18 protein-coding genes, 1 tRNA gene and 2 pseudogenes are annotated in these 20,923 nt (G+C 41.0%); 9 read left to right on the forward strand and 12 right to left on the reverse strand.

Features of this window, described 5'->3' with window-relative positions; translation table 11 throughout:
- Positions 1-461: 461 nt before the first annotated feature.
- The 4 genes from lpxK (at position 462) to DW083_RS20435 (ending at position 4,229) form a co-directional block, all read left to right on the forward strand.
- A complete protein-coding gene (gene lpxK / locus DW083_RS20415) occupies positions 462-1,559 on the forward strand; it encodes a tetraacyldisaccharide 4'-kinase (protein WP_122333697.1) in 1,098 nt (365 codons plus the stop codon).
- Positions 1,560-1,567: 8 nt separating this feature from the next.
- Complete coding sequence (gene thiL, locus DW083_RS20420; RefSeq protein WP_122333684.1) at positions 1,568-2,599, forward strand: thiamine-phosphate kinase; 1,032 nt, start codon at positions 1,568-1,570, stop codon at positions 2,597-2,599.
- Positions 2,600-2,676: 77 nt separating this feature from the next.
- Positions 2,677-2,749, forward strand: a tRNA-Phe gene (locus DW083_RS20425).
- Positions 2,750-3,002: 253 nt separating this feature from the next.
- Entirely contained in the window at positions 3,003-4,229 is a 1,227-nt protein-coding gene (locus tag DW083_RS20435) for a site-specific integrase (RefSeq protein WP_122333686.1), read from the forward strand.
- Between the two features lie 67 nt (positions 4,230-4,296).
- Here DW083_RS20435 and DW083_RS20440 read toward each other — a convergent pair whose 3' ends face one another.
- From DW083_RS20440 to DW083_RS23715, 3 genes are read right to left on the reverse strand one after another with little or no spacing between them, the layout of a single operon-like run.
- Positions 4,297-4,614 carry a helix-turn-helix domain-containing protein gene (locus DW083_RS20440; protein ID WP_122333687.1) on the reverse strand — a complete coding sequence of 106 codons (318 nt, stop codon included), beginning with the start codon at positions 4,612-4,614 and terminating at the stop codon, positions 4,297-4,299.
- A 3-nt stretch (positions 4,615-4,617) separates the two neighbouring features.
- Entirely contained in the window at positions 4,618-4,758 is a 141-nt protein-coding gene (locus tag DW083_RS23710; RefSeq protein ID WP_370039493.1) for a helix-turn-helix domain-containing protein, read from the reverse strand.
- Positions 4,755-4,898, reverse strand: a complete 144-nt coding sequence (locus DW083_RS23715) for a hypothetical protein (protein ID WP_370039495.1) — start codon at positions 4,896-4,898, stop codon at positions 4,755-4,757. The genes DW083_RS23710 and DW083_RS23715 overlap by 4 nt, the downstream gene beginning before the upstream one ends.
- A gap of 886 nt (positions 4,899-5,784) precedes the next feature.
- Here DW083_RS23715 and DW083_RS20455 point away from each other — a divergent pair.
- From DW083_RS20455 to DW083_RS20475, 5 genes are read left to right on the forward strand one after another with little or no spacing between them, the layout of a single operon-like run.
- Positions 5,785-7,047 (forward strand): DNA cytosine methyltransferase, encoded by a 1,263-nt coding sequence (locus DW083_RS20455; protein ID WP_122333689.1) that lies wholly within the window; start codon positions 5,785-5,787, stop codon positions 7,045-7,047.
- Positions 7,034-8,506, forward strand: a complete 1,473-nt coding sequence (locus DW083_RS20460) for an ATP-binding protein (protein ID WP_122127217.1) — start codon at positions 7,034-7,036, stop codon at positions 8,504-8,506. Before DW083_RS20455 ends, DW083_RS20460 begins: the two co-directional genes overlap by 14 nt.
- Positions 8,499-11,279, forward strand: coding sequence for a Z1 domain-containing protein (locus DW083_RS20465; RefSeq protein WP_122127218.1), 2,781 nt, complete (start codon positions 8,499-8,501; stop codon positions 11,277-11,279). The genes DW083_RS20460 and DW083_RS20465 overlap by 8 nt, the downstream gene beginning before the upstream one ends.
- Positions 11,272-12,270 (forward strand): PD-(D/E)XK motif protein, encoded by a 999-nt coding sequence (locus DW083_RS20470; protein WP_122333690.1) that lies wholly within the window; start codon positions 11,272-11,274, stop codon positions 12,268-12,270. The genes DW083_RS20465 and DW083_RS20470 overlap by 8 nt, the downstream gene beginning before the upstream one ends.
- Positions 12,263-14,602 (forward strand): AIPR family protein, encoded by a 2,340-nt coding sequence (locus DW083_RS20475; protein WP_122333691.1) that lies wholly within the window; start codon positions 12,263-12,265, stop codon positions 14,600-14,602. Before DW083_RS20470 ends, DW083_RS20475 begins: the two co-directional genes overlap by 8 nt.
- Positions 14,603-14,697: 95 nt before the next feature.
- On the opposite strand, the gene DW083_RS20480 is transcribed toward DW083_RS20475, so the two are convergent.
- The 9 genes and pseudogenes from DW083_RS20480 to DW083_RS20520 all read right to left on the reverse strand — a co-directional run.
- The gene (locus DW083_RS20480) at positions 14,698-15,132 is read right to left on the reverse strand and encodes a very short patch repair endonuclease (protein WP_122127221.1); all 435 of its coding nucleotides are present in this window, start codon (positions 15,130-15,132) and stop codon (positions 14,698-14,700) included.
- 234 nt (positions 15,133-15,366) lie between these two features.
- Positions 15,367-15,810, reverse strand: a complete 444-nt coding sequence (locus tag DW083_RS20485) for a PH domain-containing protein (RefSeq protein ID WP_122333692.1) — start codon at positions 15,808-15,810, stop codon at positions 15,367-15,369.
- Between the two features lie 162 nt (positions 15,811-15,972).
- Positions 15,973-16,425 (reverse strand): DUF3872 domain-containing protein, encoded by a 453-nt coding sequence (locus DW083_RS20490; RefSeq protein WP_122127224.1) that lies wholly within the window; start codon positions 16,423-16,425, stop codon positions 15,973-15,975.
- A 12-nt stretch (positions 16,426-16,437) separates the two neighbouring features.
- Complete coding sequence (locus tag DW083_RS20495) at positions 16,438-17,322, reverse strand: DNA cytosine methyltransferase (RefSeq protein WP_122333693.1); 885 nt, start codon at positions 17,320-17,322, stop codon at positions 16,438-16,440.
- A gap of 7 nt (positions 17,323-17,329) precedes the next feature.
- Positions 17,330-17,916, reverse strand: a pseudogene (locus tag DW083_RS20500) (conjugal transfer protein TraO).
- A 2-nt stretch (positions 17,917-17,918) separates the two neighbouring features.
- A complete protein-coding gene (gene traN / locus DW083_RS20505; protein ID WP_122333694.1) occupies positions 17,919-18,872 on the reverse strand; it encodes a conjugative transposon protein TraN in 954 nt (317 codons plus the stop codon).
- Positions 18,873-18,899: 27 nt separating this feature from the next.
- Positions 18,900-20,300 carry a conjugative transposon protein TraM gene (traM, locus tag DW083_RS20510; protein WP_122333695.1) on the reverse strand — a complete coding sequence of 467 codons (1,401 nt, stop codon included), beginning with the start codon at positions 20,298-20,300 and terminating at the stop codon, positions 18,900-18,902.
- Positions 20,281-20,568, reverse strand: coding sequence for a TraL conjugative transposon family protein (locus tag DW083_RS20515; protein WP_122333696.1), 288 nt, complete (start codon positions 20,566-20,568; stop codon positions 20,281-20,283). The genes traM and DW083_RS20515 overlap by 20 nt, the downstream gene beginning before the upstream one ends.
- Positions 20,569-20,576: 8 nt before the next feature.
- Positions 20,577-20,822 (reverse strand): annotated as a pseudogene (locus DW083_RS20520) (conjugative transposon protein TraK); the annotation flags it as partial.
- Positions 20,823-20,923 lie beyond the last annotated feature (101 nt).

Consider the following 20,923-nt stretch of genomic DNA (forward strand, 5'->3'; position numbering starts at 1 on the left):
GACGGTCCTCTTTCCAATTACGACCGTCCAAATCGCCATTACGACCGTGCTAATCTTCGCGAGGTGCCGAGTGCACTACACATTAGCACGCGTAATGGTAAAGAGGACGGTCGTAATGGCTGGGAACGCTCAAAAAAGGCGAAAAAATCCCTTTTTGAGGTCAAAAAAGCGGATTAACATTTGTTTTGTTTCGGATGTTTTTCGAACCTGAAAAATGCGTTTTATACAATAAGCCCCCCCGATAGTTGAAAGTTAAGAGTTGAAAATTGAAAGTTAGGAGAGGTCTTTCGGATCGACAGGACCTACCCAAGGATCTTCCCTGCAAAGATATGATTTCTAAATTTGATATCCTTGAAAATGAATAATCAGAGCAGTATAGTCATCCTTATTTTTCAAATAAACGAATAAAAAGCCGATTACTTTCAATAAGTTAACTATATTTGTATGCAGATAGGAATCACATGCTGACAAACAACGAAATTAAGCTTAATTACTACCTGAATCCAATTTCCTTTTTATACGGAATTGGAATACGGTTACGAAACAGACTTTTTGATTGGGATATTCTACATTCCGAGCAATATCCTGTTCCCGTAATTAGCATAGGAAACTTATCTGTAGGAGGCACAGGAAAAACTCCTCATACCGAATATATTATCGATTTGCTAAAAAAGCAATACCGTATTGCCGTATTGAGCCGAGGATATAAAAGAAAAACCTCCGGTTTTATTCTTGCCAACCCGCAAAGTTCCAGCCAGGAAATCGGAGACGAACCCTTTCAAATGAAAAATAAATTTCCTGATGTACTTGTTGCTGTCGACGCCAATCGGAGACGGGGTATTCAAATTCTTTTATCCTTGCCCGAGCAGGAAAGGCCGGAAGTAATCTTGCTGGATGATGCTTATCAGCACCGCTATGTCTGTCCGTCCCTTTCAATTGTATTGAGTGATTATCATCGCTTGTTTTACAATGACAAGCTGATGCCAACGGGAAGGCTGCGTGAACCGATAAACGGAATAAATCGGGCCGATATTGTAGTTGTCACTAAATGTGAGGAAGATATGAAGCCTATCGATTTTCGCATTATCGAAGAAAATATGAAATTGAGGGCTCATCAATTACTCTTTTTCACCAGCATTGTTTACGATGAAATCAAGCCGGTATTTCCTTCAATGGCTCAGTCTCTACGTAGGAAAGATATTGGCAAAGAAGAAGATATTCTGTTAATATCAGGAATAGCCTCTCCTTCACCTTTTATTCGCGAAGCAAAAAAATATTCAAAAAAAGTTTTGCCGGTAATTTTTCCAGATCATCATACGTTCATAAAATCGGATTTCAAGAAATTAGACGAGACATACGAAATGATGACTTCTCCGGGGAAACTGATTCTGACTACAGAAAAAGACGCAGCTCGCCTGAAAGACAATCCGCTTGTCCCGGAAAGCTGGAAGAAATCGTTATATTATTTACCAATCACCATCAAGTTTCATAATGGACAGAGCTTTGATGAGACAATAAAAAAACATATAATTGCAGTCCAAAAGAAAAGTATTTTATAATCATAGATATGAGCAACAGAACAGAAATCTCAACATTAGGCGAATTCGGATTGATTCGCCACCTGACAGACAGAATTGAAATCAGAAATAGCAGTACCATAAAAGGCGTAGGTGACGACGCCGCCATACTCTCGTATGGGGATAAGCAAGTGCTTGTCACTACCGATTTGTTGTTGGAAGGGATTCATTTCGACTTGACCTACGTTCCACTAAAACATCTCGGATATAAATCGGCTGTTGTGAATTTTTCCGATATTTACGCAATGAACGGTTTGCCTAAACAAATCACCGTTTCACTCGGAATCTCCAAACGTTTTTCTGTTGAAGAGATTGAGGATTTCTACGCCGGGCTAAAACTGGCCTGTGACGTGTACGGAGTCGATATTGTCGGAGGAGATACATCCGCTTCTCTCACTGGGCTTTGCATCAGTATCACGTGCATTGGAGAAGGTGAGAAGGGAAAAGTCATTCTCCGCAGTGGTGCCAAAGAGACGGACCTCATCTGTGTTTCCGGGGATTTGGGAGCTGCCTATATGGGGTTGCAGTTATTGGAGCGGGAAAAACGAATATTTAAAGGAGAAAAAGATTTCACCCCTGATTTTACGGGTAAAGAATATTTGCTGGAACGCCAACTAAAGCCGGAGGCACGAAAGGATATTATCGAAGCACTTCGTAATGCAGCGGTCATTCCTACTGCAATGATGGATGTCTCAGACGGTCTTTCATCTGAACTTTTGCATATATCAAAAGAAAGCAATGTCGGTTGCCGTATCTATGAGGACCGTATTCCTATTGATTATCAAACTGCAGCAATGGCCGAACAGTTTAATATGAATCTGGTAACAGCCGCTTTAAATGGGGGTGAAGACTATGAATTACTCTTCACCGTTCCTCTTACCGACCACGATAAAGTCTCTGAAATGAAGGGCGTTAAAGTAATCGGCCATATCACAAAACCGGAGCTTGGCAATTATTTGGTCGGCCGCGATGGTGGAGAAGTAGAGCTAAAAGCCCAGGGCTGGAATTCACTGAACGAATAAAAAAACAACAAAAAGATCCTCTACCTATTGCAGAATAAAAAAAAGTCCGTATCTTTGCACCCGTTAAACAAAACAACGGTGCCATAGCTCAGTTGGTAGAGCAAAGGACTGAAAATCCTTGTGTCCCCGGTTCGATTCCTGGTGGCACCACTTAACAAGAGTAGCAAAACACAGCAAATCCCTGAAATACAGTGTATTTCGGGGATTTGCTTTTTAAGGCCAACCCCCTTAAAAGCGCAAAAAACGGCAGTTTATAGAACATTTCTCTTTGTTCATTCATATGCTTTTTTTTCGGCGCAAAAAAAGCAAACGAAATGGTATCTAATGTACTGAACTGCTGCATTTTGCATATCGACAAACTGGTTTCATTTCCTTAATTTTGAAACTTTAAAAAAGAGGTATTATGAAACAAGAAATGATGAATGTTTTGGTCTACATTATCAAGACCAGGAAACTGAGAAACGGAGAGTGCCCGGTATTACTCCGGGTTACGATTGACGGGGTTTGGAGCGACATCCGCATCAACCGCAGTGTAAAGGAAGAAATTTGGGACACCAAGTTAGGAATGTGCCGGGGAAAGAGCCGGGAGGCCAACGAGCTGAACGAATATATCCGAAGCCTGCATACCCGACTGTATGAAATACATCGGAATATGGTATTACAGGACGAGCTATTCACCCCGGAACTACTCTTGAAAAAACTCTTTAATAGGGAAACGACGAAAACAGTCCTGCAATTCTTCAAAGAACATAACGAGGACTGCCGGTTACGCATCGGTTTGGATTACGCCTATTCCACGATCAACAGGTACGACAACTGTTACAAGTCGCTGCAAGCCGTGATAGAAAAAGAGTGCGGAAAATCCGATATTACATTTTCCGAGTTTACCTCTCAGCTTGTCCGCAAATATGAGCTCTATCTGACGGTCGATAAGGGGATAAGTCTTAATACACTCATCCGGTACATGAAAGTGGTTAAGAAAGTCTGCACCTTGGCCATAAGAGCGGGGTTACTGAAAAATGACCCGTTTGTGGGGATAAAATTCAGACAGCCTAAAACCCACCCCGTTTTCCTTACCAAAGAGGAACTGGAAGTTATCATGCAGAAAGAGTTCACCCTGCCCCGGATAGCCATCGTCCGGGACGTGTTCGTGTTCTGTTGTTTCACCGGGTTAGCTTTCGTGGACGTAAGCACCTTGAAAAAAGAACATATCGTAATGGATAACGAAGGAACTTACTGGATTCGTAAGACCAGGGAGAAAACGGAAAATATGTGCGATATTCCCTTGCTCGATGTGCCGTTGGAGATTATTCGCCGGTATGAAAACCATAAAATCTGCAAGTCAAAAGGTATTCTGCTACCGGTCATGTGTAATCAAAAAATGAACTCGTACTTAAAAGAAATAGCTGATTTCTGCGGCATTGACAAGGACATAACCACGCACACCGCCAGGCATACGTTCGCCACGACCGTTACGCTGGCCAACGGTGTAGCCCTGACAAACGTAGCCCGGATGCTCGGCCATTCAAGCACCCGAATGACGGAGCATTACGCGAGGGTACTCAACCATAACATCTGTTCCGACATGAAAATGGTTCAAAGCAAAATAAGTTTAACTGAAACTTATTGATTTCGGGGGTTGCGGCTGTCGGAATAATGAAAAGGCTATCTGTTGGAGTTCAGATAGCCTTTTTCATTCACTTAAATACCTTCCGGTAATTGTCTTTCAGCATTTTCTCTATATCGGATTCCTTATACAAGACCTTGGTCCCTATCTGATAATAGGGTATTTTCCCTTCGCTCCGGTAATCCTGCAAGGCCCGCCTGCTTATCTTCAACCGTTCGGATAACTCCCGATCGGTTAAATATCTCTCCCCGTTAAGGGGCGGACGGCCCTTCTTCGAGAGTTTCTCGATCCGGTCGAGCATCCGGTCTATGGAATCAAAAAAGGCCGCTATTTGAGGGGTTGACCTCGTAAGGAGGGTATTCAGTCCTTCCGCGTTCGATCTTTCCATCGTTTAACCTCCTACTACAACATCCGTTATTAATCTTCTCACATCTTCCGGCTTATAGAATATCTTGCCGTTAATCATCGAATAAGGTATCTTGCGGGAGTTCCTTAAATACTGCAACTTCCTTTTCCCTATATTCAGTATCATACAAACATCCTGCTGTCCAGCCATTGCCTCATTTCCTTTTCCTCGCCTTGATCGCAAAGCGCATCGACTTTCCTTGTAAACTGCTCGAAGCGGTTTAACATCTGCTCAAAAGTATTCTTCTCAATGCTTACTATTTCCATATCATTCTTTTTTTATTCGTAATTATCACGGGGAGGACAAATATAAAGCATTAATATTCAGCTTGTATCGGTTTAACGGTCGCTGGTCGCTTGTGGCTGCGAGTGGCACAGCACTTTTATTGCCGGGCTGTCCCACTTATCTATATTCAGCCGTTATTTGCGACACCACAAAGAGGACTAAATGGTGGCGTAGGGCTTTTTTTCGACTGTTTCAATCCTAATTTCTTCCCCGTTTTAAGCGGAAACTGTTCGTTGCCTATCAGATTGTTCGATTTCAGGCGCAAATTATTGCTGTATCATGTTTATGCAGCCTACAAAATAGCATCAAAGTTATTGTGAAGAAATACAGTATCGGAAAAAATAGCACGAGAATGTACTACCACACTTATACGGCAAATCGATCATTAGCCATTGCCCTAAATATTGAAATATAAGAGTAACTGAACAAAATAAATATTTTCAAGACCATAACAAAGAAAGTGGAGTACAATATGGAGAAGTTTTCGAAGTTGGTTTTGAATCGACAGAAATTTTTCATTTACTGAGAGCATGGATGTTTCAAAACAAGCACCAATAAGAGTCATATATCCAAAAGCCTCCATAAGCAAGAACAAGAGGCTCAACGTTATTGAGTAGAGAAATATAGCTCCTCTTTCTTTTTAGTGCATCGAATTCCTCAAAACCATACAATTTAATAAGTACAATCACAAACTTTACTTGAAGTTTATTCGCTCATTTGAAGATAATCTTATAACTTTGCGACATTAAGTGACTAATGCTAATATCGTTTATATTATAACATACAACAAATTATTACAAACAAAATATTTGCAAAACGAAAATATTATAAACTGATTTAGGATAATACACTCATAAAAAATTAGATATGACGTATTCTTTAAATTTTATAGATTTGTTTGCAGGTGCAGGTGGTTTGTCCGAGGGCTTTATTCGGGCAGGGTTTACTCCCATTGCTCATATCGAAATGAATAAATATGCTTGTGACACATTGCGATCAAGAATGGCTTACCATTACTTGGCGCAACACAATAGACTTGATGAATACATCAAATACCTGAAAGAAAAAAAAGAAGGAGAAAATGGACAAAAGTTATGGGACACAGCCCCAAAAGAAATAATAAATTCAGTAATTAATAAAGAAATATCTGACGAATCATTACCCGAAATATTTATAAAGGTTGATGAGTTGAAAGGGAATAAACCAGTGGATTTTATTATTGGTGGTCCTCCTTGTCAAGCATATTCCCTCGTAGGACGTGCTCGTGACCCTGAAAGCATGAAAAAAGATCCACGCAACTTTTTATATAAATACTATTTACAGTTTTTAAAACGATATGAACCTAAAATGTTCGTCTTTGAGAATGTTCCGGGAATTTTGTCTGCAAAAAATGGAATTCATTTAGAAAACATAAAAAAGGGAATAGATAAGGCAGGTTATGAAATCGAATTAAAAAAGTTGAAAGCTTCTGATTATGGAGTCCTTCAAAATCGTGAAAGAGTGATTATTGTGGGCTGGAAAAAGGAACTTAACTTAAAATATCCAGAGTTAAAGAAAGAAGAAAATCCATATAAAATTTTGTCAGATTTATTTTCTGATTTACCGGAAAGACAGCAAGGTGAAGGTAGCTTAACAGGGATTGTTCATTACGAAGCACCAGCAACAAAGTATTTAGAACAATCAAAAATTCGTAATGACTTAGATTTTACCACGCAACATATTGCCAGACCTCACAATCCTATTGATTTAGAAATCTACAGACGGGCAATAATATTGTGGCTGGAAAAAAAAGTACGGCTTAATTATGCAAACTTGCCGCCTGAATTACAAAAACACAATAATAAGCAATCATTCCTTAACCGCTTTCAGGTAGTTAACCACGATGGTTATAGCCATACTGTTGTTGCCCACATTGCAATGGATGGACATTATTATATTTATCCATCATTAAAACAAATTCGTTCAATTACCATTCGTGAAGCAGCACGGATACAATCCTTCCCCGATGATTACTATTTCGAGGGTAGTCGCTCAGCAGCCTTCAAACAAATAGGGAATGCAGTACCTGTGGTTTTAGCTGAAAAAATCGCTAATAAAATCAAAGAACAATTTACCTATGGATTACAATAAGATAGAAACTACTGCTGCAGAGCCGTGTGCTTCCTCGATGATACTCACATTTCGGGCAATCGGTTATAATTTGGAAACAGCGGTTGCCGATATTATAGATAATTCTATTTCTGCAAACGCAAAAAATATATGGTTTAATTCTGAATGGCAGGGCGGTAACTCCATCATTACAATATTAGATGACGGAGATGGAATGAATAATGAGGAACTTATACAAGCGATGAAACCAGGTGCAAAAAATCCAATGGAAGAGCGATCCGAAAAAGATTTGGGGCGCTTTGGTTTGGGTTTGAAAACGGCCTCATTCTCACAGTGTCAAAAATTGATTGTGGTCAGCAAAAAAGTTGGCTTTGCTCCAATCTACTGGATTTGGGATTTGAATTATGTAAACAAGACCAATAAATGGGAACTCATTCGTCATCCTATTCCTGATGTTTTCTTACACGCACTTGACAAACATGAATCGGGAACGCTTGTAATATGGACTGATTTAGATCGTATTATTCCACCAGATACTCCAAGTTCCAATGAATTTGCAAAGGATAAATTTTTACTCCAAATGGATAAAGTAAAACAACATATTGCAATGACTTTTCATAGATTTATCGAAGAGAAAAATGTAAGATTTTTTTGTTGGGAACATGAAATTAAACCTTGGAATCCTTTTTTACTAACAGAAACAGCCACACAGCCATTTCCGGAAGAATACATCGGTTCAGCTATGATGAAAGGATATGTTTTGCCACACAAATGCCACCTTACGGAAAATATTTATAAAATGGCAGAAGGTGTAAATGGTTGGACTAATCAGCAAGGTTTTTACATATATCGTGGCAAACGTTTAATGTTGGCAGGTGACTGGTTGGGACTTTTTCGAAAAGAAGAACATTACAAATTAGTACGCATACAGATTGATTTGCCTAATAAATTAGATACTGACTGGCAAATTGACATAAAAAAATCAACAGCTCGCCCACCGCTTGTTTCTCGGGAACAAATTAAAAAATACGCTCTTGCAGTTCGCAATCGTGGCGTAGAAGTTTTTCGACACAGAGGCAAAATCTTGACAACTCGAAAGCAGCAGGAATTTCAACCACTATGGCTTGAAAAGAAACAAGGAAAAAGATATTCATTCATTATTAATCGTAACCATTTAATGATTACTGAGCTTAAACGGTTAGCAGAAACCGAACCAAGCAAAGCTATAGAATATCTCCTCCGTTTTGTAGAAGAAACCATACCAACAAAATCCGTTTTTATTCGTGAATCAGAACAAGGTGAAACTGCAGAACCTTTTGAAGAAACTAATTTAGAGATTGTGAAAACAATGCTTAGGCAAATTTACAACACTCAAATCTTAGCAGGTAAAACTATTGAACAAGTAAAATTACTACTTGCCAATATGGAACCATTTAATAATTTCCCCGAACTAATAGAAATAATTGATACTTATGATTAATAAGGCACTAAATATTTGCAGAGCTATAATAGGTGAAAAGTTAAGCGTAACCGACAGTGAAATAAACAATGCTATTGAGCAATGTTTATTAATACCATTATTTTCTTCTATAGACAAAAAGCAGCTTCATATCGAATTGCTGCGTTTATACAATGTCAGGCAGGAGGAATACAAAATACTTTTTGACAATGAGAGGAATACTCCTTGGCTAATGGAGTTTAAGGCAAACCATCAGAAAAGCGATTGGAAATTCTGGAACAGATACACGACCTATTTGCAAAACACAAAAAATTTTGCTCCGAAAGTAATTAATGAAATAGACCGTCTTACAGATGATATTTTGGATAAGCTTTATAACCCCACAATTCGTGACGTAAAAGGTATTGACAAAAAAGGTCTAGTCGTCGGACAGGTACAGTCTGGTAAAACAGCTAATTACACAGGGTTGATTTGCAAAGCAGCCGATGCTGGTTTTAATCTGATTATTGTTTTGGCAGGATTACATAATAATTTACGTAGCCAGACGCAACACCGGTTGGATGAGGACTTTTTAGGTTTCGACACAAAACATGACAGAGCGTGGCGACAAGATGAAAGTAATAGAATTGGAGTTGGAATTTTGGATAGAAACAACACTGCAATTTCAATTACGACAATAGATTCTGATTTTAAAAAATCATTAACAGATAGTGCAGGCGGAGTTAGTTTTGATGTCTCAAACCCTATCCTGCTAGTCGTTAAGAAAAATTCAACTGTACTAAAACGTCTTAATACATGGTTGCTTTCACAAGCAGAAGATATTAACGGAGAAAAGAAAATTACAAGTAAATCTTTGCTAATAATCGATGATGAAGCAGATAACGCCTCAATTAATACAAAAAAAGCAGATGAAACTCCAACTGCAATAAATAGCTGGATACGAAAAATAGCAGGGCACTTCTACCGTTTCGGTTATGTTGGTTACACGGCTACGCCATTTGCCAATATCTTTATTCCTCTTGATAAAGACGATTTATTTCCACGTGATTTTATCATAAACTTGCCAGCACCAAGCAATTATATTGGTGCTGAAAAAATTTTTGGTACTTCTTTGGAAGTAGACAACACAAACGATGATTTGTTGCCTATTGTTCGCAAAATAGATGATTATCGGGATTTTTTCCCTGACAGTCACAAAAGAGACGATGTACCTCCTACTTCATTACCAGAGTCACTGCAGACAGCGATTAAATGTTTTATTGTTACTTGCGCTATCCGCATTGTACGTGGCCAAGAAAACAAACACAATTCAATGTTGATACATATTTCGCGTTATTTAATTTGGCAGAACCTATTAAAAGAAGTAATAGAGAATCAATTTCTTTTCTACAAACGAGGTATTGAACAGAATGATCAGAGCATCATGGAACAGTTTCGGGCTATTTTTGAAGTTGACTCTGACAGTTACACTTCATACTGTACTACAACGCAAAACATCTTAAACTCTTCATTTAAAGACATTGACAATAAAATAGAAGTACACAAATGGGAAGAAATTAAACCTTGCTTGTATAAAGCCGTTCAAAAAATCAAAGTTATGTCAATCAATGGAAAATCCACTGACGCTTTAGAGTATTACGAAAACGAAAAAACAGGAATTTCAGTCATTGCTATTGGTGGCGACAAACTTTCACGAGGCTTAACTTTGGAAGGGCTGTCAGTTAGTTACTTTTTGCGTGCTTCAAGAATGTACGATACACTTATGCAAATGGGACGTTGGTTTGGCTATCGCCCTGGCTATGTGGATTTATGCCGTTTGTTCACAAGCAGTGAACTTAATGAGTGGTTTAGACACATTACAATGGCAAGCGAGGATTTACGAGAAGAATTTGACGCAATGTGGAATGCTAAAGCTACACCCGAAAAATATGCATTAAAAGTACGTACTCATCCTGGTCAACTCCAAATTACGGCTATTACAAAAATGCGTAATGTGGACAAAATACAAGTATCATGGTCTGGCCGCTTAGTTGAAACTTACCAATTATTAACTAGTAAAGAGATTATCCGTAAGAATTTAGATGTGACTAGAAGCTTTCTTTCCAAATTAGGAAATCCAGTGACTAAAGGCAGTAACGATTATCTCTGGTCTAATGTTTTACCTACAGATGTTCTAAAATTCTTTTCAGAATTTACTGTTGCACCGCAGCTAACAAAAGTTGATTTAACATTAATAAGTAACTTTATTCGCAAGCTTAATCAAGCGGGCGAACTGGATTCATGGCGCGTTGCTCTGATGAATAAGGCCAATGCCAGAACAAAATTTACATTATCAAGTCAGATTAGTTCGGGCTGTTTTATCCGAAACACTGCTGGTGACACCGATACTTACATAATCAAGAAAAATCATATAGTTGGAAATCCAACAGATGAATTCATAGATTTGGACAGCACAGAACTAGACAAAGCGTTACAAATATCAAAACAAGATAAGGATTGGAAAAAAACATATCCCAAGCCCAAACTTGTTCGTGAATCATTTCGAAGTGTAAATAATCCATTACTAATTATTTATCCACTTGATCCTTTGGGTGCAAATTCTAAAGAAGAAAATGGTAACCCGATAATTTTTCAAGCGGATGATGATCCAATAATTGGTTTTGCAATTGTATTTCCAAAAAGTAATACAGAGCACACTGTAGAATTTGCAATAAACACTGCTTTAGCAAACGAATACTACCAAGCGGAAATTGATTTTGACGATAACAATGATAATTTGGAAGATAATGAATAATAACATACTAGAAATATGGTCAAGTATTGAACAGTCGAGCAAAGTAGGATTATTAAAACGCCTATATACAAATGATTCAGAATTGTATATTTATGCTATTTTCCAAAATCCTGAGAAATATTGTGGAATTGCTTTGTCTTTCGATAAAAGCATTCATATTGATGTTTCCCCATTCTCAAACTTGCGGGACTTACAGGTTACAGTAAATAATGATAGTTCATTTTCTAACAATAACTTGCTTGTTATAAAGCTCATGCACTATCAAAGTCGTGATATTTTCGCTGTGATGTGTGAAGATATAGTACAGCATATTTTATCTTTGCATTCAGAAAAACAAATTGTAGAAACAATTATTAACCAACTTGAAAAATGGCAAGCACTCTTTGATAAGCTGAAAGGAGAAGGTTTAACACTACCAGAGCAACTAGGACTTTATGGTGAATTACATTTCCTACAAAAGCTTATTGCCAAGCAAGACTTTATCTCTGCCCTTAATTCGTGGGTAGGAATAGATAAGGAAGTACGCGATTTTCAGTATAACGATTGGGCTGTCGAAATAAAAACTACCGCAAGTAACAACCATCAAAAGGTAAGTATCAATAGTGAAAGACAATTAGACGAAACTTTGCTGGAAAACTTGTTTTTATTTCATTTATCGGTCGAAGTAGCAAAAAAGAATGGTGAAAATTTAAATACTAAAGTAAATACAATCAGAGAAACATTACAAAGCAATATTTCTGCTCTAAATATCTTCAATAATAAACTTCTAGAAGCAGGTTATTTTGAAAGACACAAACATTTATATGAAGAAAAATGCTGTCAAATACGTACAGAAAACTATTATAGAATATACGGCGATTTCCCACGCATTAAAGAAAAAGAAATCCGTAATGGCGTAGGCGATATTAAATACTCTATTATACTCTCACAATGCAGCAAGTATTCGATTCCTGAACATATAGTATTTGAAAAAATGACATTTCATGAGTGAAATAAACAAATATTACACATCTTTATTGCAAGATATTCGAGCTATGCAGGATACCGCCGAAGACGGCGCAAATCAAGAGCAACTGTTTACACAGATTGCTCTGGAAATGCTTGCAGAGGCAGGTGAAACCGAAAATGCAACACCCGCTTACGACGAGAAAGAGTTAGGAACAAAAGGACAGCACAAGATTAACGGTTATGCAATGTCTGATAACTATGAAACAGTAGATTTATTTATTTCCATTTTCCAGAGTGCAGAGACACCTCAAAGAATCTCAAAAGAAGAAATAGATAGAGCTGCTAAACGTATAGCAAATTTTTTCCGCAAAGCATTTTATAATGATTACGCAAAAGATATAGATGAATCATCACCAATATTTCAATTTACATACGATTTAGCAAAACTACCTGAAATAAGAGAAAGACTTGTACGGGTAAATGCAATAATTCTTACTAACGGCACATATAATGGTGATATTCCCAAACAAGAAAAGGTTGCAGGACAGGATATATACTACAATATTTTTGACATTAATCGTTTGTACGCAATCTCCGAAAAGTCTCACATATCTATTGAATTAGATTTTGAAGAACAGCAAATCAAAATCCCTTGTCTAAAAGCCCCCATCGAAAACGCTGATTATGAATCATACATTGCAATAATGCCTGGACAAGGTTTGGCAATGCTCTACAAACAATTCGGTGCACGTTTGTTAGAACAAAATGTGCGTTCTTTTCTGCAGTTCACAGGCAAAATAAACAAGGGAATACGAAAAACGATTAATGAAGAATCGCACATGTTCTTGGCTTATAATAATGGAATTTCTGCAACAGCTGACAACATAGAACTTGACGAGACCAGACATTATATAAAAAAAATCAGTAACTTGCAAATCGTCAATGGTGGACAAACAACTGCTTCAATTTACCATACTTGGGACAAGGATAAAGCCGACATATCAAATATCTTCGTGCAAATGAAAATATCTGTTATTAAAAAAGCAGATTCTTACAGTGAAATTGTATCACGTATTTCAAAATACGCCAATACACAAAACAAGGTTAATGATGCAGATTTTTCGGCTAATAACCAGATACTTATTGAACTGGAAAAGATATCACGTCGCTCATTCTCTCCCATTACCCCACAATGTAATATCCCGACAATATGGTTTTTTGAACGAGCCAATGGACAATATAAAAATATGCGCTTACGTGATGGCTTTACACCATCTCGAGCCAAACAGTTTGATTTAAAATACCCGAAAAAGCAGATGTTTAAAAAGACTGACCTTGCCAAATTTGTCAATTCATATGGAGAAATACAAGAAGGTAAAAAAATAGTTATCGGGCCATACATTGTTGTTCGCGGTAACGAAAAAAATTATGCCCAGTTCATAAACAACAACTTACCCAAAAAAGTTACAGGAGTATATTTTGAAGATGTTATAGCTAAATTTATACTGTTTCGAGAAGCCGAAAGGTTATATGGTATCAAACCTAATAACATTGGCGAAATGAGAAATGCTGTTGTACCCTATGCTATTTCACTGTTTGGTTACCTTACCGATTATAGATTAAATTTAGAAAAAATTTGGAAAAATCAAAGAATTTCCGATGAATTGGCGGCAGTGCTTTATTCGCTGATGAAACAAATAAACAAGTTCATCTTGCATAATTCCCCAAGTTCCCATTATATTGAATGGGCAAAAAAAGAAGATTGTTGGGAAACCATAAAGCGACAGCATTGGGACATTGACTATAATAGCATTAAAGCTGATTTTGCCACAATTGAGCAGATAAAAAAGCGTAAATCCGTTGTTGATGATTTAGATACTGATACAATGCAAAAAGAATATGATATATCATTGTTACGATCAATCCCTTACGCCCTTTGGAAAAAGATTGCAGAATGGGGAAAAGATACAGGGCTTCTGACTACAAGTCAACAATCCTTTGCCAGTTTTGACATGGCAAATGCCATAAAATTTAATCGAGCAATTACAGATAATAATCACAATAAGGCAATGAATATTTACGAAACTGTTTGTGAAAACAACATTGAATTGCTTGCAGAAGCTGATGAACTTACAGAACAGGAAAAAGCAGAATTAACAACAAAAACAGAAAATGACGCAAATATAAACAATGGAATAACTATTGAACTGATACAAAAAATGGTCGATTGGGATAAACGTCGCCGCATCCTCAAAGATTGGCAGTGGAATGTGATGAATGATATCGCTTCAGGTAAAAAGCTATTAAACGAACGTTTAGCATGGGGATGTAAACAAAATCTCAAGATATTAAAGCAACACGGGTTTACAGAATAAAAAATATTTTCAAGTATCACTAATTCCCAAATATCCAAAAACATCTCCCAAACACTATAGTTTAATTCTCGCCATCTCATGAATTTCCATGAAATTTATGAGATAGAATTACTGAGTATTGCCCCCTCTATTCTATCAATTAACGGTGTAATATCGTGTTTGTAAGTGTGTCTTATTTCACATTCCCAAACGATTAAGACATTCCAGCCCAACGCCGTAAGTTTTTGAAAAACCGTTTTATCTCTCTCTGCATTTGAAGTAATTTTATCAACCCAAAATTTAGTATTTGTTTTCGGAGTATAAGCATATTTACATCCCTCATGTCCATGCCAAAAACAGCCATGTAAGAAAATAATTGTTTTGTATTTAGGTAGAACAATATCAGGCTTCCCTGGCAGTTTCATATCATTTACACGAAACCTAAACCCTCTTGCAAAAAGGGCTTTACGCAATGCCAATTCAGGTTTTGTATCTTTCGAACGAATTTTCGACATGCATTCTGACCGCTTATTTTTATCCCAGATATCCAAATTTTAAAGATTACAATTAGATTGTAAAATTACAATTAAATTCTGATAACAATATAAATCTATAGTAAAAATATGTGTATCTTACAAATAATAATTATTACTACAAGAGTTCTTTCAACCAAAATATCACTATTAGAAATATATAATTTTCTACAATAGTACGGTTGTCTACAAACACAAATCAATACTTTAGAGAACCTAAATTAATGAATAAAGAATTCCACAAAAATATCATTATCCTATCTGCGTATTAATCTCCCGCTTGAAACCTACGGGATCGGACAGGTAGGGATAGCTGCTTGTCGCCCCTCCGGTAGTTACGGTTATCGTACCGTAATTCAATATCCTCCCCAAGACGGATTGTTTAATCTGCAGCCCCTCGCATTTTGCCAGGACCAGATCGAGTGCCCGGCGACTGATTACCCCGGTTTTAAGGATTACACGCTTGTTCGTGACGGCGTACACGGAGCCCGCCTTTACCATGACACGTTGGACAAGCGACACCACCCCTATAAACAGCAGGAATATCCCTCCGTAATGAAGCACTTTTATTTCCATAGTGCACAACCACCAGCCCGACAAAAAGAGTAACACGGGCTGAAAGAACAGGGCTGGATGCAACTTTGCCACATATTTGATTTCTTCCCCCGGTTGCAAGTTCTGTTTTAAGTAGTCCATATCCTTATAGATTGATTATGGCGGCAAGTTAGCGATTCGTCCTTATATAGTACCTGACACTTTTTTACCTTTACATAACCTTTTTTGACCGGGAAATAAAATTCCCTTCGTCCAAGAAAAAAGCCCGGCAATTCCGGGCTTTCTCTTTTCACTGATTCTGTGCTATCTCTCTTTTTCTTCATCGCCGCCGCCTTCATTCTGAAAGGAAAAGGAAACAGAAACGACCTGCCCGTTATTATCCTGCACATATATATCTATCGTTTGCTGGTCGGTACAATGCGAGGTATAATATAGCCGGAACACCATTCTATCAAGCGGGTAAAGGTCGTTCGGGGCAAACACCGTACCGTCATCCAGGCGAAGCTCGCCTTTGCCGTCCGGCTGGAAATAACGGATATAGTACCGCGTCCGGTCATAATCGCCCTCCCGCCACAACGTACAACGGATTTCCGCCGTTTCACCGTCTATGATCTTCTTTTGCACGGGCATCGTTTCCAACCGGAAACCATATACCTGCTGTACGTCCAGGTCGGTATCGCAGGCTACCAGCAGGAGGATAATCACGCCCAAGCCGACACATACCGCCAAAATTCTTTGAATACTTATCTTTTTCATCGTCTTACATTCCTATAAATTAGTAGTTAATTTAATATTTGTTCCCACTTGTTCCACAACCGGAACACTCACCGCGTTTCCAAGAAGCCCGTATCTTATACTACGGCTTATCTCACGGATTTCTCCATCGTAATCCCCGTAACGGGTATAATCGTCAGGAAAGCCCTGCAACCTTTCACCCTCAATCTCGGTTACCATCCTCAATGAATTATAGTCTATGGCCGTCATAAAAGGTTTATAATGACCACCCGGAGGTATAACCTGTATATAGGGTACGATATTCGAGGCACGCCCGTAGCTTTTGGTTATCGTTCCGATATGGGAGGGTACCGGTTCTTGTGAAGCTCCACTACCTTGCGTATCCTCGCTTCCGACAGGAAATATATGTCCGGCACATTTTTCAGACACACGTCCGACAAGGTAGATTCTCTCCCTATTTTGGGGTAGAAACCATGCCGTATTAAGCAATTGCCATTCGATGTGATAACCCCCAACGTCGGTAAACGCTTTGAGGATTGTAAAGAGATCCGTGCGATGTCTTGTGAACAGCACTCCTTTAACGTTCTCCCAGATAAATACGTCAGGCCTGAAATGCCTAATAACCTCGATAGCGTAGCTGATGAGAGAACTTCTGTCCCCTCCAAGTCCTTTTCCGATTCCCGCAACACTGAAATCCTGGCAAGGAGAGCCGAAAGTGATAATGTTTGGTCGCTCGATTCCGGTTTCAATAACCGTTTCGACCTTTCCGATATATTCTGCATAAGGATAATTATATTTAAAATTCGCGATAGCGTGTCTGTCAATCTCGGAAAAATAGAGTTTGTCAAAATGAAAACCGGCTTTTTCCAGTCCGAGACTAAACCCGCCGATACCTGAAAATAATTCTAACAATACCATACTGAAACTAATTGATTATAAACTTTATGCCCACCCCGAACTGCAAATGGAAGTGTCCGGTGGAGTTACCCCACAACACCCTTTCGCGCCCGGTCAGCAGCAATACGATTTTATCGGTCAGATAGCTTCCATTTCCAAAGTCATGGCCCCGCCACCGATAAAGCCGTCCTCGTCCCGTAGCGTAGAGCCGTCGTACAAGGATTTTTCGCCCCAATTTACCGTCTCATATCCGGCCAGTCCCGATACGCCCAGGGAAAGCAGGAACGTCTTGGAAGGGTCGGAAACGATTTTAAGGTAATAGCCGCCTTCCGCGGTAAACTGGGAAACCGGTACGCGGATCGTCACCCGGTACGGATTGTATCGCTCCATGAACTCCGCCCCGAATACCCATTTATTCCCTCTTTTCGCGTAGGTAGCCATAGCCACACCGAAGTAATACCCGGCCTCATTGTCCAACGCGGACGAATAAATACCGTCCGTCATGCCGCCCGTAAGCTGGATGCCCCGCATACCGGGAAGTTGACGCTGCGCGTGCGCCCGGTCGGCAAAGACCAGGCACAACACGAGCGATAAAAGAATCGTTATCCGTTTCATGCTTATTTCACTTTGAGTTCGTCAATGACCTTCGCCCGCACCAAATCGGCGTTATCCACCTCGAAACGTTGATGCCGCCCCCCGTTCTGCTCGTTCAGTTCCACGACCAGCATCTTATCGTCCGGGATCGTGAATTTCTCCAGTGCGAATACCGTCCGACCGGTACACCGGCCGCCTATCACCGTCAGGTTATTATACGCCCGTAGCGGCCATATAACCTGCTCCTGGATAGCCGTACGCTTGGCGATTTTCCGGTCTACGATTTTGAATGTGATATAATCAACATTGAAAGGCACGTTGGACGAGTTTTTCAGTTGCAGGTGGAAATAGAGTAACCCGTTATGCGTATAAATCCCCTTTAAGGTATGCTGGATTCCAAACCGCTTGCTGCCGATATGCTTTATTTCCCGGTCGTTATTCCTGTATATGGACTGCATGATAAGTTTTACCAGCAACGGGGATTCCTGCCCCAATTCCCGCATATAGATGGCAAGGGCGTTATTCGGTCTGTTTACCGCCTCCCCGTCATGTAAGAAGTCCGTCATCTCGATAGAGAGTTTTACCGGCTCGTCCGCGTATTTGACGTTGAACGTATAATAGGCCCCGTCCTCCGTAATGACTGACAGGTTGCTCTCACGCGAGAAATCCCGCAGGGCGGCTTTGACCCGCAGCACGTTTTCCGTCCCGTCCGCTTTCGCCGCCAGGAGATCCGCGCTGCCTAAATCCACGTAGCGGATAGCCGACGGGAAAATAAGGTGTACGGTCTTGTTGAACGTCACCTCCAGCGCGTAAGGCGGGATCATCCGGTTAAAAGTCAGCGGGCGTGTATAGCCCTGAAAATAGTCGCCCGTCGAGGGGCTGGTAGCGACCGGCTGTGTTTCGGTCGTTTCGACGTCCTGCGCGTTCGCGGCAGTTACACCCGCTACAAGGGCGAGTATCAAAAAGATTTTTTTCATTGCTTGATTTTTTTATTGTTCATATTCCTATTGCATTTTCGGGAGTAAAAGCAGGCCGTGGTTCGCTTTTACCGTCACCTTGACCACCCCCAGTTTCTTGCTCACATACTGCGATACGCCCTGGATAAGGCTTTTACCCATGTCGGCGGCGAACTGTGACCCGGCCTCGTCCGTGATCGTGATGCTTGTCCCGGCGGACTGCGCCATCTGCGCGGCAATCTCTTTGGCGGCGTTGATCTCGTCCGAGTTCGGAACGAATATCCCGCGTTGGCCGTCCGTTTCATATACCAGCAGTTCCACCGGGATAATGTTATCACCGTATTGTATGGAGCTTACCGAGACGTCCATGCGTTCCCCGCTGATACGGCAAGACCCGGTTATGACCGTATTCACCGGAATGCGGAAATTACCCGCCTGCATCGGTTCCAACAGACGCATTTTCAGTTCACTGCCCGATACCAGGGTGGCCGTTTGGTAAACACACGCCCGGATGCTGTTTTTATCCCGCACGCCCTCATTTCCGGCAGCGGTAATAAAGCCCATGTTACGGGGACGGTTCCAAGAGTCGATAAACTCCCGGTCGCCCGTCGGTGCGGAAAGCAGCGATACCTCACTTTTACGCACCCGGCTCACGGGCTGGACATTCACCTTTTGACCGCTATTCCCGGAAGCAGCCGGCGGGGTGGTCGCCGTTTCTTCCACCGGGGCGGGCTGCACGCCACCGAGCATATACCGGGCCGCCAGTTGGTACGATTTTTCCAGCAGCGCGGTTTGTTCATCCTCTTCGGCCTTTTTCGCCTCGGCCTCTCCCAGGCGGCGTTCCAATTCCTGCACCCGCCATTCGACGGCAAGCTGCGCCTGCTCGTCCTGTTCGGTCGCGGGCCGGTCGTACCATGATCCTAATTGCCGGTTTATATCCTGATAAGCCACCGCGGAGGTTTGGATCGCGTTGCCGTTAGCCGCGGGGGGCGTACCGCTCCGGGATCGTCCGGAATCACCGTCGTACCCGGCAGGCTCCGGGACTTTCCCGGCTTGTTCCTCGCCTTGCCCGAGCATCGTGGAAAAATCCGAAAGGTTCCGTACTTTCGCCTGTTCCCGCTCACGCCGGGCCTCCTGCTCGTAAGCCGTGCGTTTGTCGGAATAGATACCCTCATCGGTGGGAGTAGGCAGTTCCACATTCAGGCCGCTTTGCCCGGCGGTATCTGCCTTTTCACTGCCCGAAGGGGCGAAAATCAGCCATATGGCCCCGCAGAAAACAAGGAAGAATAGCGGCAGGACCACCATCTTACGGCGTCTCTGCAACTGCGCGGGAGTCAGTTCCTTTTTGGGGGAAGCCGACCTCGGAGGCACTTTCCCGGCCTCCGGTTTCACTTCGGGCGCGGGAGCTCCGGGCTCCTGCCGCACCGGGTTATTCATCTGTTCGTCCATATTCAAACTCATTTAGATAGTTAATACTGTCCTTCTTTACGTCCGGTCGGAGTTTAAGGCTCTCGATGCGCCCGATTTCGAGCCTGCGGCCTTTCTCCTTACCGAAATTGTAAATCGAGGAAACGGTCATGTAGATAGAGAGGCCGCTGAAAAACAGCAGCATGGTAACGGTTACGACCAAGCGTTTATCGGGGGTGATCTCCCCGCACAAACGGCGCAGGAAAGACTCTATATCCCCGCCGATATTACGAAAGAAGTTCTTTGCCATCGCCTGACCTACCTCTCCATTACCCGGATGTCCCGGTTCTCCACGATCTCGAATTTCTCCATGATGAAACCGTGGGGGTTGTTATCACTCCGTACCGAATTGATCAGGTCGCACCGCGTGACCAGGCTGCGCTCGGTCACGTTCGACTGCCGGATGATCATTTGCCGGGCGTATGTCACCGCCTTGTAAGGGTACACGTCGAAATTGCAGGCGATACTGTCCACCTGTATAATCTGGTTGATGTTACCCGATAGCCGGGTAGGTCAGCTCCCTTACGGGAGCCTTCCCCCCTAAGAACCGTACATGAAAGTTTCCCTTCATACGGCTCAAGCAACTCAAAGTTTCTGTTATGAAA

The organism is Parabacteroides sp. AF48-14 (assembly GCF_003477465.1).
In the GTDB taxonomy this organism is placed as follows: Bacteria; Bacteroidota; Bacteroidia; order Bacteroidales; family Tannerellaceae; genus Parabacteroides; species Parabacteroides acidifaciens.

What these genes read in the sequence shown, in the direction of transcription:
- lpxK (WP_122333697.1), top strand. Translation starts at nt 462, where the DNA reads ATGCTGACAAACAACGAAATTAAGCTTAATTACTACCTGAATCCAATT.
- thiL (WP_122333684.1), top strand. Translation starts at nt 1,568, where the DNA reads ATGAGCAACAGAACAGAAATCTCAACATTAGGCGAATTCGGATTGATT.
- DW083_RS20435 (WP_122333686.1), top strand. Translation starts at nt 3,003, where the DNA reads ATGAAACAAGAAATGATGAATGTTTTGGTCTACATTATCAAGACCAGG.
- DW083_RS20440 (WP_122333687.1), bottom strand. Translation starts at nt 4,614, where the DNA reads ATGGAAAGATCGAACGCGGAAGGACTGAATACCCTCCTTACGAGGTCA.
- DW083_RS23710 (WP_370039493.1), bottom strand. Translation starts at nt 4,758, where the DNA reads ATGATACTGAATATAGGGAAAAGGAAGTTGCAGTATTTAAGGAACTCC.
- DW083_RS23715 (WP_370039495.1), bottom strand. Translation starts at nt 4,898, where the DNA reads ATGGAAATAGTAAGCATTGAGAAGAATACTTTTGAGCAGATGTTAAAC.
- DW083_RS20455 (WP_122333689.1), top strand. Translation starts at nt 5,785, where the DNA reads ATGACGTATTCTTTAAATTTTATAGATTTGTTTGCAGGTGCAGGTGGT.
- DW083_RS20460 (WP_122127217.1), top strand. Translation starts at nt 7,034, where the DNA reads ATGGATTACAATAAGATAGAAACTACTGCTGCAGAGCCGTGTGCTTCC.
- DW083_RS20465 (WP_122127218.1), top strand. Translation starts at nt 8,499, where the DNA reads ATGATTAATAAGGCACTAAATATTTGCAGAGCTATAATAGGTGAAAAG.
- DW083_RS20470 (WP_122333690.1), top strand. Translation starts at nt 11,272, where the DNA reads ATGAATAATAACATACTAGAAATATGGTCAAGTATTGAACAGTCGAGC.
- DW083_RS20475 (WP_122333691.1), top strand. Translation starts at nt 12,263, where the DNA reads ATGAGTGAAATAAACAAATATTACACATCTTTATTGCAAGATATTCGA.
- DW083_RS20485 (WP_122333692.1), bottom strand. Translation starts at nt 15,810, where the DNA reads ATGGACTACTTAAAACAGAACTTGCAACCGGGGGAAGAAATCAAATAT.
- DW083_RS20490 (WP_122127224.1), bottom strand. Translation starts at nt 16,425, where the DNA reads ATGAAAAAGATAAGTATTCAAAGAATTTTGGCGGTATGTGTCGGCTTG.
- DW083_RS20495 (WP_122333693.1), bottom strand. Translation starts at nt 17,322, where the DNA reads ATGGTATTGTTAGAATTATTTTCAGGTATCGGCGGGTTTAGTCTCGGA.
- traN (WP_122333694.1), bottom strand. Translation starts at nt 18,872, where the DNA reads ATGAAAAAAATCTTTTTGATACTCGCCCTTGTAGCGGGTGTAACTGCC.
- traM (WP_122333695.1), bottom strand. Translation starts at nt 20,300, where the DNA reads ATGGACGAACAGATGAATAACCCGGTGCGGCAGGAGCCCGGAGCTCCC.
- DW083_RS20515 (WP_122333696.1), bottom strand. Translation starts at nt 20,568, where the DNA reads ATGGCAAAGAACTTCTTTCGTAATATCGGCGGGGATATAGAGTCTTTC.